The following is a 17,968-nucleotide window of genomic DNA, read 5'->3' as shown; positions in this document are numbered from 1 at the left end:
GGTTAGTCGAGTTCGACAGGCGGCTCGTGCCGCGGTTTACCGTCGGCCAGCGGCACGATGGTTTTGGTTTCCGGCTCGACCGGCACCATTTTGTATTCCTGGCCGTTAAGGTTCTTGAGGTAGACCTCCAGCTGCCGGAACGAGATGTTGATGTGCTGCTTCTTGAACTCGCGATTGATGAAGCGGTTGACCTCATCGAGCACCGGGTTACGGTCGCCGAGGTCGCGCACATGCATGCGCAACTCGTGATCGAGGGTGCTTTCGCCGAAGTTCAGGAAGTACACGTGGGGCTCCGGATCCTTCAGCACGCGCGGGTTATCCCGGGCTGCCTTGAGCAGCAACTCTTTCACCAGGTCCAGGTCCGAGCCGTAGTCGACGCCGAGCTTGAGGGTCACTCGGGTGATGGTGTCGGTCAGGGACCAGTTGATCAGTTGCCCGGTGATAAACGTCTTGTTCGGAACGATGATGTCCTTGCGGTCGAAGTCGGTGATGGTCGTGGCGCGAATGCGGATCTTGCTCACCGTGCCCGACAGGTTGCCGATGGTGATGGTGTCGCCGATCCGTACCGGGCGTTCGAACAGGATCATGATGCCGGAGATGAAGTTGGCGAAGATTTCCTGCATGCCGAAACCCAGACCCACCGACAGCGCCGCCACCAGCCATTGCAACTTGTCCCAGCTCACGCCGAGCGTGGACAGGGTCGAGACAAAACCGACACCGGCGATCACATAGGACAGCAAGGTGGTCGTGGCATAGGAACTGCCTTGGGCCAGGTTCAGTTTCGACAGCACAAACACTTCAAGCAGGCCTGGCAGGTTGCGCGCCAGCGCGAAGGTGATGCCGATGATAATCAGGGCACCGAGCATGTCGCCGATACTGATCGGCACCATGCTCATGTTGGCGCCGGTGCCGCTGGTGTATTCGTAGAGGGTGATGTTGTCCAGATACGAGAACACTGAGATCAGGTCCGACCAGACCCAGTACAGCGCGGCGATGAAACCACCGAGCAGGGCCAGACGGATCAGTCGCAGGGACTGCTCGTTGACCTTCTCGATGTCCAGGGTCGGCTCTTCGATTACTGCTTCACCGTCGCCGGCCTCTTTCGCGGCCTGGCGTTTGGCCAGGGCGCGCTGATAGGCCAGGCGCCGTGCCGCAACACTGAGGCCGCGCACGAAGGTCGCTTCGATCACCAGCCAGAACATCAGCAAGTACAGCGTGTTGATCAACCGGTCGCTGAGTTTCAGCGCGGTGTAGTAGTAGCCAAAGCACACGGCGACGAACAAGGCGATCGGCAGGGCTGTGAACAGAACCCCCACGGCCTTGCGGAACAGTGAAGCGTTCTGGTGAGTCGGGCTGCTGATCAGCAGGCGGCTGAGCAACCAGGCCATCAAGGCATAGCAGGTCAACACCACCGGCATGCCGAGCACGTCATCGGCCAGCGCCGCCGGTTGCAGTTCGGCGACCGCCACGACAGCTACCAGGGCCATCACTACCAAACCGAGTCGGCGTATCCAGCCTTGAAGGAATTCGACCTGAGGTTTTTCCCAGCGGAAATGCAATTCGGCGACGCCGCCCGGCGCGAGGATGCGGTAGGCGGTATAGAACACCAGCCAGGCCTGGGCCATTTGCAGCAGCGCCGCGCCCATATTGGCGTTCTGCCCGCGGGCGTCGATCTGCAACGCCAGGCCGCACAAGGCCAAACCCAGGGCGACGGGCATCGCCAGCAGGATGTTGATCAGAATCGCTTGCGGTGTGTGCCACTGGCTGTCGCGCTTGAAATGGCCAATATCCAGGTGAACTTTATTCAGGCGGGAATAGAGATTTTTGCGGCGCCACAGCAGCGCCCCGATCAGCAAGGCCAACGGCAAGAACAGCAGTGGCCGTTGCGTCAGGCCATCGGTCAGTTCGCTCAGGCTCGAGGCCCACGGCAAGGTGGTGACCTGACGTTGCAGGCGTTCGGGCACGCCGTGCATCCACTCAAGATCCAGCGGCTTGTTGCTGGGAATCCAGAACATTTGCTCGTCCAGCGTAGCCCTTAGGCTTTGCGCGGTGCTGAGCAATTGCTTCTGGTTGAGTTGCAGCGTGATGGATTCATTGAGCACCGCGCTCAGCTCGCGATTCAAACGCTCCAGCAGGTCCGCGCGGGTGGTGGCCAGTTCCAGCAGGCTCTTGCGCAGTTGCGGGGTGACTTGCTCAGGCGGTTGAGTTGCCAGCAGGTTATCGACATAGGTGGTCGGGTTGCTGAGCAGTTCCCGTTGCTGGCTGACTTCGAACTGATACAGGCGAATGTCGGCGATCTGGTCGGCCAGGTCGCGGTCGAGCTGGAGGCGCGGCAGGGCCTGTTTCTGTTTGTAGAGAATCTTGGAGAGCAGCAGGCTGCCCTTGAGCACGTTGATCTGTTCGTCCAGCGCCGAATCGCTCTGGGTCACGCTGTCCAGTTGCTGTTTGGTCTGCAGGTTCTGTTGGGTGACTTCGTTGAGGCGGTCGGTGCTTTTGAGCAGGTAGTCGGAGAGCTTCAGGTTGGCCGCGCTTTCGGTGGCCAGCAGGCTGCTGCCGCCGGCCTTCTGCGCTTCGATGGACTGCTGGGTGACGGTCTCTTGGGACTGGGCCAGGCGCTTCTGGTTGATCAGGGTTTGCAGCTCCTGGATTTCCCGCTCCAGGCGATTGGTTTTTTCCGTGAGCAGGTCATGCTGGCTGTTGCCCAAATCCTGCAGCTGACTGTTACCGGCCAGTTCCTGTCGGCGCAACGGAATCAGCGCATTGAGCGCCGCGAGCTCGGCGTTGAGCTGGTCGCGCTGTTCACCGCTCAACGTCTTGCCGTTGTCTTTTCCGATTTTAAGGATGTTATTGATTTGCTGAATGCGCGTCTGGCTGGCGGAAATTTCGGCCTGGGCACGCTCGGGACGGGTCTGGGCAGTAATCACCAGACTGTTGGCCTCGGCCAGTGCTTTTTGCAGATCGCTTTGCTGGGTCGAGCGCTCGGTCAATAGCTGCTCAAGCTGCTGAATGGTCTCTTTGGTATAGCGTTGCGCCACCGGCACTACATTGGTGGCCTTGAGACGAGTCAGTTCACGCTGGTTCTCGATGTTCTGCTTTGGCGCGCTAGCGAGCTGCTGCTTGAGATCAACCAGCTTTTGCTCGTAATCACGCTTGTTGGTGAGTTGCGTCAACGTGCCTTGCAAAATGCTCTGCAGCGCTTTCTGATCGGCTTCCGGCAGTTTGCGGTCGGCGATCTTGTCCAGGCTCGCCTGCACGGCTGCGCTGGAGGGCGGTTCGGCGGCTTGCAGTGTGTTGATCGAAAGACTCAAGCCCAGCAGGGCCATGATGAAAAAAGTGCGCAGGGTTGACATAAAGACCGATCGAAAACTAGACGAAGAGTGGAGTTTAGAGGAACAAGCCGGGACCCGGGCGACTTCCTTCGGGGAATCTGACGCCTACCTTACCAATCTTGTTCCCTTCCATGACAGCCACAGTCCAAAGGGTGTTGTTCCATTCCACCTGGTCACCGACTACCGGCGCACCGCCCACTTTCTGGGCAATGAAGTGGCCCAGGGACATGTTTGGATCGATGCCTTCGACTTTCAACCCGTACAGGGCAGCAACCGCGCCCAGCTGGGCGTCTCCTTCGAGTACGAAGTCGCCGAAGAAGCGCAAATCCAGACCTCGTTGCGGAGCCTGGCTGAAGAGTTTTCCGAGGGCCGGAAGGTTGTGTTCATGGCCGATCACGCAGAGCAAATCATCGACTTCGAGCACCGTACTACCCGACGGATGGAGCAATTGTTGACCACGAAACAGGGCCGCGATACGAGTACCTTCGGGCATTTTCAGCTCGCGAAGAGGGGATCCAATGCACCATTTCTCGGCACCGAGGCGATACACGAACAGCTCCCACTCGCTGGTGACATGCACTTCCAGCGCCGATCGGGAGATGGGCAAAGGCTCAGGCGGGACGGTCACTTTCAAAAGCTTGGCAACCCAGGGCAGGCTCGTGCCTTGCACCAGCAGCGACACCAGCACAATGAAGAACGCCAGATTGAAATACAGCTGCGCATTGGGCAGCCCCGCCATCAGCGGGAACACCGCGAGAATGATCGGTACGGCACCGCGCAGGCCCACCCAGGAAATGAATGCCTTTTCGCGACCATGGAATGCCTTGAAGGGCAACAAGCCGACCAGCACTGAGAGCGGACGGGCAAACAGAATCATCCACAGCGCCAGGCCCAGCGCCGGCAAAGCAATCGGCAGCAGGTCATGGGGCGTGACCAACAGCCCCAGCACCAGGAACATGCCGATCTGGGCCAACCAGGCCATGCCGTCGAGCATGTGCAAAATGCCGTGGCGACTGCGGACCGGACGGTTGCCGATCACCAGGCCGCACAGGTACACCGCCAAAAAGCCGCTGCCGTGCAGGGCGTTGGTCAGAGCAAACACGACCAGGCCGCCCGCAATCACCAGAATCGGATAAAGGCCGGTGGCCAAGTGGATACGGTTGACCAGTTGCAGCATGAGCCAACCACCGCCGAGGCCGATCACGCCACCAATGCCGAACTCGCGCATCAAATGCAGGAGCAGATTCCAGTGCAGGCCGGTCTCGCCGCTGGCGAGCATGTCGATCAGGGTCACGGTGAGGAACACCGCCATCGGGTCGTTGCTGCCGGATTCGATCTCCAGGCTCGCGCTCACCCGTTCGTTCAGGCCCTTGCCGCCCAGCAGCGAAAACACGGCCGCGGCGTCGGTGGAGCCGACGATGGCGCCGATCAGCAGGCCTTGCATCAGATTAAGGTCGAACAACCACGCCGCCGCCATTCCTGTCAGCCCGGTGGTGATCAACACACCCACCGTGGCCAGCGACAATGCTGGCCATAACGCCACGCGAAAACTCGCCACCCGGGTGCGCAAGCCGCCGTCGAGCAGGATCACTGCCAGGGCGAGGTTGCCGACCAGATAAGCCGTTGGATAGTTATCGAAAATAATGCCGGCGCCGTCGACACCGGCCGCCATGCCCACCGCGAGGATGATCACCAGAATCGGGATACCGAGGCGCGATGAAAGTGAGCTCACCAGAATGCTCGCACCTACCAGCAACGCGCCGATCAAGAACAGGCTGTTGATGGTCGTCGCATTCAAAGGCAGTACTCCAGAAAGCTAAAGGCGGGCACAAACTGACCATGCAGTCTGCGTGCCAGCGATTCTAACCTGTTGAAATGTGATGCTGTCAAAAAGCTTTTAACGTGAGTCGACTGATCGTTCCCACGCTCCGCGTGGGAATGCAGCCCGGGACGCTCTGCGTCCCAAGAGCGGACGCGGAGCGTCCTTAGAGGCGTTCCCACGCAGAGCATGGGAACGATCAGTCCCAGGTTACAGGCTAAACCGCCCAACCATGTTGTTCAGGTCCAGCGCCAGGCGCGACAGCTCGTTGCTGGCCGCGCTCGTCTGGTTGGCGCCGGTGGCCGATTGCACCGACAGGTCACGAATGTTCACCAGGTTGCGGTCCACTTCACGGGCCACTTGTGCCTGTTCTTCGGCCGCGCTGGCGATCACCAGGTTGCGTTCGTTGATTTCGACGATGGCGCTATTAATAGTGTCCAGCGACATGCCTGCACCACGAGCGATGTTCAAGGTCGACTCGGCGCGCTCGGTGCTGTTACGCATCGAATCCACCGCGTGTTCAGTGCCGCTCTGGATGCTGCCGATCATGCGTTCGATTTCGCTGGTCGACTGCTGGGTGCGATGGGCCAGGGCACGCACCTCGTCGGCGACCACCGCGAAACCACGACCGGCTTCACCGGCACGGGCTGCTTCGATGGCAGCGTTCAACGCCAACAGGTTGGTCTGGTCAGCCAGGCCGCGAATCACGTCCAGTACTTTGCCGATGTCGCGCGACTCGTTGGCCAGATCGCCGATCAGGTTGGCGGTGCTTTGTACGTCGGCGCTCATGCGCTCGATGGCACTCACGGTTTCCTGCACCAGGTCACGACCGTCACCCGCCGAAGTGGTGGCGTTTTTCGAAGCCTCGGAGGTGCTCACGGCGTTGCGGGCCACTTCTTCCACGGCGCTGGTCATTTCGTTGACGGCGGTGGCGGCCTGCTCGATTTCGTTGTTCTGCTGAGTCAGGCCACGGGCGCTTTCGTCAGTGACGCTGTTGAGCTCTTCCGCGGCGGACGCCAGTTGCGTGGCCGAACCGGAAATCCGTTGCAGGGTGTCGCGCAGTTTTTCCTGCATCTTCGCCATCGCGGCCAGCAAACGACCGGCTTCATCTTCGCCGTCGACGGTGATCGGGCGCGTCAGGTTGCCTTCGGCGATTTCTTCGGCGGCGCTCAGTGCGTTGGCGATGGGCTTGGTGATGCTGTTAGTCAGTAGCCAGGCGAACAGCAGGGTCAGGCCGGTGGCGATGACCAACAGGGTCACCGTCAGGTTGAAGGCCGAGGAGTATTGGTCGACGGCTTGCTGATTGGTGTCGAGGGTCTGCTGAGTGTTGATCTCCAGCAAACGGTTCAGCACGACGTTGATCGCTTCAGAGTTGTTCAGCAAATCGGTATTGAGCAGCGTGCGCAGTTCGTCGACCTGATTGTTGCGCGACAGGCTCTTCATCCTGTCTTCGATCTGGCGATACTGCCCCAGCAGCTGTACATACTGATCATAGGCCGCACGTTCCTGCGGGCTGGCGATCAGTTTTTCGTAGACGGCTTGAGCCGCTCGGATCTGTTGGTTACGGGTTTCCAACAGGTCCATGGTTTTCTGCTGGACATCCGGCTCGCGGTTTACCAACAGACGGTAAGACAGGACGCGCAGGCGCAGGGTCAGCTGAGTGAACTCGTCGAGGCTTTTGATGCTCGGTACGCTGTTCGAAGTAATTTCCTCGGCGGCGCCACGAATCTTGCTCATCTGGTTCAGCGCGAACACCCCCAGAACCAGCATCAGACTGCCAATCAAGGCAAAACCGAGGAACGCCCGCGGTGCGATATTCATATTTCGTAAGGACATGGTGTTCACCGAAAAAAGCGCATCCGTGCGGGGCTGAGACTGCTGTATGCATGACTTATCGGTCATACGACTAAAGTCTTGAGGTGTTGCGCGCTTTTGTCGCACAAGGGCTGCGGCGACGAAGTGCAGGAACCAGATCCGCCAATCACAGTCTTTAAAGCTCGCGAGGAAGGTCGCCCGCCAGGAAAATCAAGGCCTTGCGCCTGCATAACCCTGGCATCTGTGGTGACTTTTCTTTATCGTACGCGCCCTTTGAAAATGCCCGGAAAATCAAAATGTTGGAAGCATCCCTAAGCCAATTGGAACAACTGGTCAGCGACCTGGTGCAGCAGAACCAGACCCTGCTCGGCACCAATCAATCCCTGAGTGCGGAACTGGCCCAGGTCAAGGATGAAAACGAAAGCCTGCAACTGAGCCTGATGGAACAGGAAGAGAAACAAGGCGCCACCGCGGCACGCATTCAGGCCTTGGTTGAGCGCGTCAGCGCCGGCCCTGTCAGCGCATGAGTTACGGCGCCGCAGGGGTAAAAGTCGTCTCGATTCTGGGGGAGGACTATTCGATCAAGGCGCCGGCCGGGGAAGAGCAGACCCTGCTGGACGCCGCATTAATGTTGAAGGCCGCTCTGGCCGAGACCAAAAAGAGATACCCGACGCTGATCGGTGACCGCTTGCTGGTGCTGGCGGCGATGAATCTGTGCTCGCAGCAGATCGAAATGCAAAAGCGTCACCAGCAAGAACTTGACCGTTACCAAGAGCAAGTCAGCGCCACGGTTGAAGTGATCGCCAAGACAATCAATCAGGCCTGATCAGCTTTGCGCACAACCAAAGAATAGATTGTTGATTGAGTTGTATACAATCGGCATGGCTGTTGCAGTGTTTCAGCCTCTTATTCTTTGGGGGTGCTCCATGCAGTTCTGGCGACGCAGTATTCAATGGCAGTTGATCCTGAGCATGGGCACCGCCCTGCTGGTCAGTATTCTGATCGTGGTTGGCGTTTATACCCTCGTGGTCAACCGCCTCGCCCAGCGCTATCTGGTCGAACAAGCGCTACCGTCGAGCATCGAAGCGATGCGCAACGACATCGAACGAATCCTCGTTCAACCCCTCACCGCCGCCAAGGACATCGCCAGTAACAGCATGGTTCGCGACTGGTTGGCCGGGGGTGAAAGCAGTGTCCAGACCGCTGGCTTCGTCAGTTACCTGGAAGGCATTCGCGCCGAGCACAAAGCCTTTACCGCGCTGATCATCGGTGCCGCTTCAAACCATTACTTCACGGAAAAGGGCCTGGATCGCACGCTCAGCCGTTCCAATCCCAACGACGCCTGGTTCTATTCGTTCCTCGACAGCAACCAGCCGCGCACCCTCAATATCGACAATGACACTGCCACCGGTGAGTTGGCGCTGTTCATCGACCTAAAGGTCGAGCAGGCCGGCAAAGTCGTGGGCGTCGCCGGGCTGGGCCTGAGCATGAAAGAGCTGTCGGAGTTGATCCACAATTTCAACTTCGGTGAGCGCGGCAAGGTCTATCTCGTGCGCTCCGACGGTTTGATCCAGATTCACCCCGAGACGCAGTTCAGCGGCAAACGCACGCTGATCGAACAGATCGGCGCCCCGGCAGCGCAAGCGATCATGGGGCAGCTCTCTACCTCCACCGCGTTCGCCACCAGCAGTTTTGTCCGCGATGGAGAAGATTTTCTGGCGTTGAGCCTGCCGCTGCGTGATCTGGGTTGGACCTTGGTGGCCGAAGTGCCGCAGTCGCAGATCTACGCCGAAGCCCGCCGGGCGATGTGGATGAGCAGCGGCATCGGCCTGGCGGTGGCGTTGGTGTGCCTGTTGCTGGTGGTGTTGCTGGCCCGTGGATTGGTGCGACCGATTCGTCAGGTAACAGCGGCGCTAGTAGCCATCGGTAGCGGTGGTGGAGATTTGACCCACAGGTTAGATTCCAGTCGCGCCGATGAGCTGGGTGACCTCGCTCGGGGCTTCAATCGCTTCCTGGAAAGTCAGCGCGACATGATTGGCGAAGTCCTGGCCACCAGTGAGCGCTTGCGTACGGCCGTCGGCCAAGTGGCACGGGTGGTGGACAACACGGCGGCACGCTCGGGTCGTCAGCAGGAAATGACCGACATGGTCGCCACCGCTGTCCACGAGATGGGCCTGACCGTGCAGGAAATCGCGCAGAACGCCGGCAACGCGGCCGTCGCTTCGCAAACTGCGCGAGATGAAGCGCTGCAGGCGCGGGAGGTGGTGGGCGGATCGATCCGGCATATCGAAAGCATGTCCGAGGAGATTGGTATTGCTGCCGGCGCGGTGGGCGAGTTGGCTCATCAGGTGGCGTCTATCGATCAGGTGTTGGCGGTGATTCGCGGGATTTCCGAACAGACCAATTTGCTGGCACTCAATGCCGCTATCGAAGCGGCGCGGGCCGGGGATATGGGGCGCGGGTTTGCGGTGGTGGCGGATGAAGTGCGGACATTGGCGCGGCGGACTCAGTCGTCCACCGACGAGATCCGGCAGATGATCGGCAGCCTCAAGCAGGGCGCGGAGAATGCGGTGTCATCCATGTACGCCGGGCAAGCGGCGACCGGCACGGGTGTTGAGTCGAGTCAGCGCACCGGGGCGTCGTTGACGGCGATTACCGGGCAGGTCGAGCGCATCAGCGATATGAACCATCAGGTCGCGACGGCGACGGAAGAGCAGTCGGCGGTGACGGAAGAGATCAACCGTAACGTGCAGGGGATTTCTGATTTGGCGCGGGCCACGGCGGGGGAAGTCAGGGCTTGCCGTGAAGACTGTCAGACGTTGCAGCGCTTGGCGGATGATCTGGCACGGCAGATGGGTAGTTTCAAACTCACCTAACCGATCGTTCCCACGCGCAGCAAAGGAATGCAGCCCGGGACGCTCCGCGTCCCATTGGAACGCGGAGCGTCCCCTGAGGCATTCCTTTGCTGCGCGTGGGAACGATCAGTGTGAGGGGGTTAGAACCACTCATCCCGCATCGTCAGACACACATCATCCCGCGCCTCAAGAATCGCCAGCTCATGGTGGCAACCCGGCACTTCCCAGGTCAGAAAATACCGCGCCGCCTGCAGCTTGCCTCTATAGAAGCTCACGTCCGCCGCGTTGCCTTTGGCCAACCCTTCCTCGGCGCGAATCGCCTGTTCCAGCCAGCGCCAACCAATCACCGTGTGCCCGAACACTTTCAGGTACAGCGCCGAGTTCGCCAGGCTGCTATTCACCTTGCCTTGGGCCAAATCGGTCAGCAGGCCAATAGTCACGGCGTGCAGGCGTGCCACCAGTTTCTCCAGCGGTTCACGCAGCGGCGTCAGCGATTCATAGGCCTGCGCCCGCTCGGTGGTATCGGCAATCAGGCGGATCAATTGCTTGAGCCCCGCCCCCCCGTTCTGCGCCAGCTTGCGTCCCAGCAAGTCAAGCGACTGAATGCCGTGAGTCCCTTCATGGATCGGGTTCAGGCGGTTGTCGCGGTAGTACTGCTCCACCGGGTACTCACGGGTGTAACCGTGGCCGCCGAGAATCTGGATCGCCAGTTCGTTGGCCTTGAGGCAAAACTCCGACGGCCAGGATTTGACGATCGGCGTCAGTAAATCCAGCAGCTCATGGGCTTGTTTGCGTTCGGTTTCGGTTTCCAGAGTCGTGGTGTCGTCGAACAGTCGTGCCGCGTACAACCCAAGGTCAAACGCGCCTTCGACGTAGGATTTTTGGGTCAGCAACATGCGTTTAACGTCGGCGTGCTGAATGATCGCCACCGGTGCGGTGGTCGGATCCTTGCTATCCGGCACTCGACCTTGCGGACGCTCGCGGGCGTATTCCAGGGAGTACAGGTACCCGGCGTAACCCAGCATCACCGCGCCCATGCCGACGCCAATTCGTGCCTCGTTCATCATCTGGAACATGTAGCTCAAACCGTGGTGCGGCTTGCCCACCAGATAGCCGACACACTCGCCGTTATCACCGAAGTTCAGCGCGGTGGACGTAGTACCGCGCCAGCCCATCTTATGGAACAGCCCGGCCAGCAATACGTCGTTGCGCTTGCCGAGACTGCCGTCATCGTTGACCAAAAACTTGGGCACGATAAACAGCGAAATGCCTTTCACCCCGGCCGGTGCGTCGGGCAGTTTGGCCAGCACCATGTGCACGATGTTTTCCGACAGCGGGTGATCGCCACCAGAGATGAAGATCTTGTTGCCCTTGAGTCGATACGTGCCGTCGGACGCAGGCTCGGCGCGGGTACGAATATCCGACAGCGACGAGCCCGCGTGGGGTTCGGTCAAGGCCATGGTGCCGAAGAAACGGCCGTCGATCATCGGTTGCAGGAAGCGCTGCTTCTGCTCATCAGTGCCGAAGCTTTCAATCAGGTTCGCCGCGCCCATGGTCAGGAATGGGTAAGAGGTCGACGCCGCGTTGGCCGACTGAAAGTGCGCAAAGCAAGCTTGCGACAGCAGCGTAGGAAGTTGCATGCCGCCGGCATCGAAACTGCGCGCGGCGTTGAGGAAACCGGCTTCAAGGAAGGCATCCACCGCCGGTTTCACTTCCGGAATCAGAATCGCCTGACCGTCTTCATAGCGCGGTTCGTTCTCGTCGCCCTTGCGGTTGTGCGGGGCGAAGAACTTCTCGGCGATGCTGCGGGCGGTACAGATAGCCGCATCGAAGGTCTCGCGGTTGTGCTCGGCGAACCGCTCACGCTGCGTCAGGCCTTCGGCATCAAGGACTTCATACAGCTCGAAAGCCAGATTGCGGGAACTGAGCAACGTCTCGGACATGGCGGCCTACCTTTATTTGGGATGGGCCGAGTCTAGGCGTGGGAATAGAGACTGAACAGGATGATTGATCTTGGTGATGGAGAAGCAAAAGATTTTGCTTCAAAAAACCGGACACCCATTGCAGGTGCCCGGTCTTATCGCGGTTTAGCCGATCGTCATCAAACTGGCATTACCACCCGCCGCAGCGGTGTTCACGCTCAACGCACGCTCGATCACCAGGCGCTCCAACGCAATGTTGGTTTCGCCCTGCGACAAACCATGAACCCCGACGATCGCGCCGGCACGCTTGGCCACTTGCTGGCAGACCGCACGCAACTGGTCGGAATGGCCATGATGCAGAACCGCATCAATTACCACCTCGTCCTTGGTCCAGTCGGCCACCCGCTTGATCCGCGCCTGGATTTCTTTCGGCAGGCGTGCGAACAGTGCCTTGCCCGGTTCAGCGTCCGGCCATACCGCCGAGCCGCCTACGGCCAATACCGCAGCCAGTTGGGTCAGCAAATCGCCTTCGACTTCCGCCAGGCACAGCACGTGTTCGCGCGGCAGGATGGCGTAGCTGTTGCGCTCGCCAGTCGGGCCCGCCAGAACACGGGTGATCCCGCTTTGCGATTGCGCCGCGAACTGTACGCACAGGGTGCTCAAGTCTGCGAACTTGTTGCTGTCGGCCCAAGCTTTCAGCGCAGTCAGCGGTTTGCTCATGGCATCACGCAGACGGACGTCCGGTGCAGCGAGAGCGTCGCCGCGGGCGAAGGATTGTTCGATCGCATCGGTAGGACGTGTCGACAGCAGGCGGTACAGGTACAGCGGACCACCGGCTTTCGGGCCAGTACCCGACAGGCCTTCACCGCCGAACGGTTGCACGCCGACCACGGCACCGACGATGTTGCGGTTCACATAAACGTTACCGGCGTTGACGTTGTCGATCACCTTGGCGATGGTCTCGTCGATGCGGGTGTGTACGCCCAGGGTCAGGCCGTAGCCGGAAGCATTGATCTGGCCGATCAGTTGATCGATCTCTTTGCGCTTGTAGCGAACCACGTGCAGCACCGGGCCGAAGATCTCCCGTTGCAGTTCGTCGAAGCTTTCCAGTTCGATCAGGGTCGGCATCACGAAGGTGCCGCGTTTGACTTCTTCGCTGTTGGCGATGGCCACCTGATACACGTTGCGACCTTTGTCGCGCATGGCCTGGATGTGCTTCTCGATGCCCGCCTTGGCTTCGGCGTCGATCACCGGGCCGATGTCCACGGACAGGCGCTCTGGATTACCGAGACGGCATTCAGCCATGGCGCCCTTGAGCATTTCGATGACACGGTCGGCGGAATCTTCCTGCAGGCACAGTACCCGCAGCGCCGAGCAACGCTGGCCAGCACTGTCGAAGGCCGACGACACCACGTCGATCACCACCTGTTCGGTCAGCGCCGAGGAGTCGACGATCATCGCGTTCTGACCGCCAGTTTCAGCGATCAGTGGAATCGGACGACCCTGTGCATCCAGGCGGCCGGCGACGTTGCGTTGCAGCAAACGTGCGACTTCGGTGGAGCCGGTGAACATCACGCCTTTGACGCGATCATCGCCGACCAGACGGGCGCCGACGGTTTCGCCACGGCCCGGCAGCAGTTGCAGCACGCCTTCCGGAATCCCGGCTTCGAGCAGCAGACGCACGGCTTGAGCAGCCACCAGCGGGGTTTGTTCCGCAGGTTTGGCCAGTACCGGGTTACCGGCGGCCAAGGCAGCAGCGACCTGACCACTGAAGATGGCCAGCGGGAAGTTCCACGGGCTGATGCAGACCACCGGGCCCAACGGGCGGTGGGCATCGTTGGTGAAATCGTTGCGAGCCTGCACCGCGTAATAACGCAGGAAATCCACGGCTTCACGTACTTCGGCGATAGCGTTGGCGAAGGTCTTGCCGGCTTCGCGAGCCAACAGGCCCATCAATGGCTGGATTTCGCCTTCCATCAAATCGGCGGCACGTTCCAGGATCGCAGCGCGTTCGGCCGGCGGGGTGGCCTGCCAGATCGGTGCGGCGTTCAGGGCGCACTGGATCGCATTGTCGACGTCTTCGACGGTGGCTTCCTGCACATGGCCAACCACATCACGCAGATCGGACGGGTTGAGGACTGGTGCAGGGGGCTCGGTGCTGGACGCGCAACCGAGCATCGGCGCCGCTTTCCAGTTGTTGTGAGCGGTGGCCAGCAGGGCGCATGAAAGGGAAGCCAGACGATGTTCGTTGGCCATGTCGATGCCGCTGGAGTTGGCGCGCTCGGTACCATAAAGATCACGCGGCAGCGGGATACGCGGGTGCGGCAGGCCGAAGCCGCCTTCCAGCGTAGCCATCTGCTCGATGCTGGCCACCGGATCGGCCACCAGCTCCTGAATCGAAATAGACTGGTCGGCGATACGGTTGACGAACGAGGTGTTCGCGCCGTTTTCCAGCAGACGACGCACCAGGTACGCCAGCAGTGTTTCGTGCGTGCCAACCGGTGCATACACGCGGCACGGGCGGTTCAGCTTGCCTTCGGAAACTTTGCCTACAACCTGTTCGTACAACGGTTCACCCATGCCGTGCAGGCACTGGAACTCGTACTGACCGGGGTAATAGTTCTGACCGGCGATGTGGTAGATGGCCGACAAGGTATGGGCGTTGTGCGTGGCGAACTGCGGATAAATGACTTCCGGCACCGACAGCAGTTTGCGTGCACACGCGATGTATGAAACGTCGGTGTACACCTTGCGGGTGTACACCGGATAGCCTTCCAGACCTTCGACCTGGGCGCGCTTGATTTCGCTGTCCCAGTACGCGCCTTTCACCAGACGAATCATCAGGCGATGACGGCTGCGGCGAGCCAGGTCGATCACGTAGTCGATCACGTATGGGCAACGCTTCTGGTACGCCTGGATCACGAAACCGATGCCGTTCCAGCCGGTCAGTTGCGGCTCAAAGCACAGACGCTCCAGCAGATCCAGCGACAGTTCGAGGCGGTCGGCTTCTTCGGCGTCGATGTTCAGGCCGATGTCGTATTGCTTGGCCAACAGAGTCAGCGACAGCAGGCGCGGGTACAGCTCTTCCATCACGCGCTCGTACTGGGCGCGGCTGTAACGCGGATGCAAGGCGGACAGCTTGATCGAAATGCCCGGGCCTTCATAAATCCCGCGACCGTGGGACGCTTTGCCGATCGAGTGGATGGCTTGTTCGTACGAGGCCAGGTATTTCTGGGCGTCATGCTCGGTGAGTGCGGCTTCACCTAGCATGTCGTAGGAATAGCGGAAGCCCTTGGCTTCGAACTTGCTGGCGTTGGCCAAGGCTTCGGCGATGGTTTCGCCAGTAACGAACTGCTCGCCCATCAGGCGCATGGCCATGTCGACGCCCTTGCGGATCATCGGCTCGCCGCTCTTGCCGATGATGCGGCTCAGGGAGGAAGTCAGGCCAGCTTCGTTGTGGGTGGCGACCAGTTTGCCGGTCAGCAGCAAGCCCCAGGTGGCGGCGTTGACGAACAGCGACGGGCTGTTGCCCAAGTGCGGCTGCCAGTTGCCGGTGCTGATTTTGTCGCGGATCAGGGCGTCACGGGTGCCTTTGTCCGGGATGCGCAGCAGCGCTTCAGCCAGGCACATCAGCGCTACGCCTTCCTGGGACGACAGGGAAAATTCCTGCAACAGTCCCTGAACAATCCCGGCACGGCCGCCGGCGCTTTTCTGATTGCGCAGTTTCTCGGCAATCGAGGCGGCGAGCTTGTTGGTGGCTTCGGCCATCGGTGCCGGCAGGCGCGCCTGCTCGATCAGCATCGGCACCACTTCAGGTTCCGGGCGACGGTAGGCGGCAGTGATAGACGCGCGCAGCACCGATTGCGGCAGGATGCTTTCAGCGAATTCCAGGAAGCACTGATGCGCGTGATCGACGTGGATCTCGCCCGCTTCGTCAGCCTCCTTGCCGTTCAAACCGTTCAGCTCGGACAGGGTTGCACCACCCTCGAGTTTTTCCAGGTAATTGAAAATTGCCTGCTTGATCAGCCAGTGCGGCGTGCGATCAATCGAGGTCGCGGCGGCCTTGAGGCGTTCGCGGGTCGGGTCGTCAAGTTTGACCCCAAGAGTGGTGGTAGCCATATTTTTATCCTCATGTTTGCCACGACCGCGTGGCATCAGCTGGCGGCAAGATTAGCTGTGCGTCAGTCGAGGTGCAACCGGGTGCAACCCTTTTTTTGTCGGAATAATAAGCAGCTCGTCAGGAAACTGATTCTGGTACATCCCTCCCGCGCCTGCTTGGTGCTTTTACTTCTAGTGCAACCCGAAAAACGCCCTAAAAAGGAGCAAAAACCGACCCTTTTCAGGAAAATCCGACTAGGTGCAACTTATTCGCACGAAACTGGTTGCACCTTATTTGCTTTGTTGAATAGCATTCGCGGCCAAGGTGCAACCGGTCCAAAGATCGGTGTGCCGGCTGATGGCTTTCCTGGGGAAACATCAGTCATAAATGCGCGGGATCCGGAATCGTCTGTCAAACGTCGTCGTTTGCGATCGGTTCACCAGCCGCCGCTACATAAAAACAATGCCAGGGCGTAACTCAATGAGCGTAAGCAATCCAACCCTGATCACGTTCGTGATCTACATCGCAGCAATGGTGCTGATCGGCTTCATGGCCTATCGCTCCACCAACAACCTTTCTGACTACATTCTGGGCGGTCGTAGCCTGGGCAGCGTCGTGACTGCACTCTCCGCTGGTGCTTCCGACATGAGCGGCTGGTTGTTGATGGGCCTGCCAGGCGCTATCTACATGTCCGGTCTTTCCGAAAGCTGGATCGCCATCGGCCTGATCATCGGTGCTTACCTGAACTGGCTGTTCGTCGCCGGCCGTCTGCGTGTGCAGACCGAGCACAACGGCGATGCACTGACCCTGCCGGATTACTTCTCCAGCCGTTTTGAAGACAAAAGCGGCCTGCTGCGGATTATCTCCGCGGTCGTGATCCTGGTGTTCTTCACCATCTACTGCGCTTCCGGCATCGTGGCCGGCGCCCGTCTGTTCGAAAGCACCTTCGGCATGTCCTACGAGACGGCGCTGTGGGCCGGTGCTGCGGCGACGATTGCCTACACCTTCGTCGGTGGTTTCCTGGCAGTGAGCTGGACTGACACCGTACAAGCTACGCTGATGATCTTCGCTCTGCTGCTGACGCCAATCATCGTGCTGCTGGCGACCGGCGGCGTCGACACCACGTTCCTGGCCATCGAAGCGCAAGATCCAAGCAACTTCGACATGCTGAAAAACACCACCTTCATTGGCATCATCTCGCTGATGGGCTGGGGCCTGGGCTACTTTGGCCAGCCGCACATCCTGGCGCGCTTCATGGCCGCGGATTCGGTCAAGTCGATCACTAAAGCACGTCGCATCTCCATGGCCTGGATGATCCTGTGCCTGGGCGGCACCGTCGCTGTAGGTTTCTTTGGTATCGCGTACTTCTCGGCGCACCCTGAACTGGCTGGTCCTGTGACCGAAAACCCAGAGCGCGTGTTCATCGAACTGGCCAAAATCCTCTTCAACCCTTGGGTTGCCGGTGTCCTGCTGTCGGCCATTCTGGCTGCCGTCATGAGCACCCTGAGCTGCCAGTTGCTGGTGTGCTCGAGCGCCCTGACCGAAGACTTCTACAAAACCTTCCTGCGTAAAACCGCTTCCCAGGTTGAACTGGTCTGGGTCGGCCGCGCCATGGTGTTGCTGGTTGCCCTGATCGCCATCGCTCTGGCGGCTAATCCGGAAAACCGTGTGCTGGGTCTGGTCAGCTACGCCTGGGCTGGTTTCGGTGCTGCGTTCGGTCCAGTCGTCCTGATCTCCGTGATCTGGAAAGACATGACCCGCAACGGCGCACTGGCCGGCATCCTGGTCGGCGCGATCACCGTGATCGTCTGGAAACACTTCGAGCTGCTGGGTCTGTACGAAATCATCCCTGGTTTCATCTTCGCCAGCCTGGCGATCTACTTCGTCAGCAAAATGGGTGCACCGACCGCCGGCATGCTTCAGCGCTTTGCCGCGGCCGAGAAGGATTTCCGCCTGAACCAGTGATGGGGATGAGCTGATGCTCTGATCTTTTGCTGAATATGAAAACGGTCCGCTTCTCTTTGGAGGCGGGCCGTTTTTTGTTTTGGGGGAAAGGTTTGGTGTCAGTGCTGCCGTCTTCGCGGGCAACACACTACTTCTGCAGGGAATGTCTGTAGCCAAACAACCCG

General features: G+C 59.9%; 9 protein-coding genes and 2 pseudogenes. 5 read left to right on the top strand and 6 right to left on the bottom strand.

The features are described from left to right. Nucleotides 1-2 precede the first annotated feature (2 nt). The 4 genes and pseudogenes from mscK to MMG91_RS28940 all read right to left on the bottom strand — a co-directional run. Complete coding sequence (gene mscK, locus MMG91_RS09655) at nt 3-3,350, bottom strand: mechanosensitive channel MscK (protein WP_310659453.1); 3,348 nt, start codon at nt 3,348-3,350, stop codon at nt 3-5. A gap of 34 nt (nt 3,351-3,384) precedes the next feature. Then, nucleotides 3,385-5,127 (bottom strand): potassium/proton antiporter, encoded by a 1,743-nt coding sequence (locus MMG91_RS09650; RefSeq protein WP_201061419.1) that lies wholly within the window; start codon nt 5,125-5,127, stop codon nt 3,385-3,387. A 231-nt stretch (nt 5,128-5,358) separates the two neighbouring features. Beyond that, complete coding sequence (locus MMG91_RS28945) at nt 5,359-6,222, bottom strand: methyl-accepting chemotaxis protein (RefSeq protein ID WP_405046529.1); 864 nt, start codon at nt 6,220-6,222, stop codon at nt 5,359-5,361. Next, nucleotides 6,214-6,969, bottom strand: a pseudogene (locus tag MMG91_RS28940) (MCP four helix bundle domain-containing protein); the annotation flags it as partial. The pseudogene MMG91_RS28940 and the gene MMG91_RS28945, both read right to left, overlap by 9 nt. A 290-nt stretch (nt 6,970-7,259) precedes the next feature. Here MMG91_RS28940 and MMG91_RS09640 point away from each other — a divergent pair. The 4 genes and pseudogenes from MMG91_RS09640 to MMG91_RS28930 all read left to right on the top strand — a co-directional run bounded on the left by MMG91_RS09640 (nt 7,260) and on the right by MMG91_RS28930 (nt 9,839). Continuing rightward, nucleotides 7,260-7,490: a hypothetical protein gene (locus MMG91_RS09640; protein ID WP_007903194.1), complete on the top strand. Its 231-nt coding sequence runs from the start codon at nt 7,260-7,262 to the stop codon at nt 7,488-7,490. Then, complete coding sequence (locus tag MMG91_RS09635) at nt 7,487-7,789, top strand: cell division protein ZapA (protein WP_310659451.1); 303 nt, start codon at nt 7,487-7,489, stop codon at nt 7,787-7,789. Before MMG91_RS09640 ends, MMG91_RS09635 begins: the two co-directional genes overlap by 4 nt. 55 nt (nt 7,790-7,844) lie before the next feature. Continuing rightward, nucleotides 7,845-8,972 (top strand): annotated as a pseudogene (locus MMG91_RS28935) (cache domain-containing protein); the annotation flags it as partial. A 21-nt stretch (nt 8,973-8,993) separates the two neighbouring features. Then, nucleotides 8,994-9,839 (top strand): methyl-accepting chemotaxis protein, encoded by an 846-nt coding sequence (locus tag MMG91_RS28930; RefSeq protein WP_405046528.1) that lies wholly within the window; start codon nt 8,994-8,996, stop codon nt 9,837-9,839. 119 nt (nt 9,840-9,958) lie between these two features. Here the strand turns inward: MMG91_RS28930 and MMG91_RS09625 are convergent, their stop codons facing one another. Continuing rightward, entirely contained in the window at nt 9,959-11,761 is a 1,803-nt protein-coding gene (locus tag MMG91_RS09625; RefSeq protein WP_310659449.1) for an acyl-CoA dehydrogenase, read from the bottom strand. Between the two features lie 144 nt (nt 11,762-11,905). Beyond that, nucleotides 11,906-15,859: a trifunctional transcriptional regulator/proline dehydrogenase/L-glutamate gamma-semialdehyde dehydrogenase gene (gene putA, locus MMG91_RS09620; protein WP_310659448.1), complete on the bottom strand. Its 3,954-nt coding sequence runs from the start codon at nt 15,857-15,859 to the stop codon at nt 11,906-11,908. A 460-nt stretch (nt 15,860-16,319) separates the two neighbouring features. On the opposite strand from putA, the gene putP reads away from it, so the two are divergent. After that, on the top strand, nt 16,320-17,804 hold the full coding sequence (putP, locus tag MMG91_RS09615) for a sodium/proline symporter PutP (protein WP_310659447.1): 1,485 nt from the start codon (nt 16,320-16,322) through the stop codon (nt 17,802-17,804). Nucleotides 17,805-17,968: the final 164 nt, after the last annotated feature.

This window comes from Pseudomonas sp. JL3 (genome assembly GCF_031570575.1).
GTDB classification, from domain to species: Bacteria; Pseudomonadota; Gammaproteobacteria; order Pseudomonadales; family Pseudomonadaceae; genus Aquipseudomonas; species Aquipseudomonas cucumis.
The sequence above is the reverse complement of the archived record's forward strand: the minus strand, read 5'-3'. Positions and strand labels throughout refer to the sequence as shown.

Bases quoted from the DNA above. Each gene is read 5' to 3' on its own strand.
- MMG91_RS28930 (WP_405046528.1), top strand. From the start codon at position 8,994: ATGATTGGCGAAGTCCTGGCCACCAGTGAGCGCTTGCGTACGGCCGTC.
- putA (WP_310659448.1), bottom strand. From the start codon at position 15,859: ATGGCTACCACCACTCTTGGGGTCAAACTTGACGACCCGACCCGCGAA.
- MMG91_RS28945 (WP_405046529.1), bottom strand. From the start codon at position 6,222: ATGCAGGAAAAACTGCGCGACACCCTGCAACGGATTTCCGGTTCGGCC.
- MMG91_RS09635 (WP_310659451.1), top strand. From the start codon at position 7,487: ATGAGTTACGGCGCCGCAGGGGTAAAAGTCGTCTCGATTCTGGGGGAG.
- putP (WP_310659447.1), top strand. From the start codon at position 16,320: ATGAGCGTAAGCAATCCAACCCTGATCACGTTCGTGATCTACATCGCA.
- MMG91_RS09640 (WP_007903194.1), top strand. From the start codon at position 7,260: ATGTTGGAAGCATCCCTAAGCCAATTGGAACAACTGGTCAGCGACCTG.
- MMG91_RS09625 (WP_310659449.1), bottom strand. From the start codon at position 11,761: ATGTCCGAGACGTTGCTCAGTTCCCGCAATCTGGCTTTCGAGCTGTAT.
- mscK (WP_310659453.1), bottom strand. From the start codon at position 3,350: ATGTCAACCCTGCGCACTTTTTTCATCATGGCCCTGCTGGGCTTGAGT.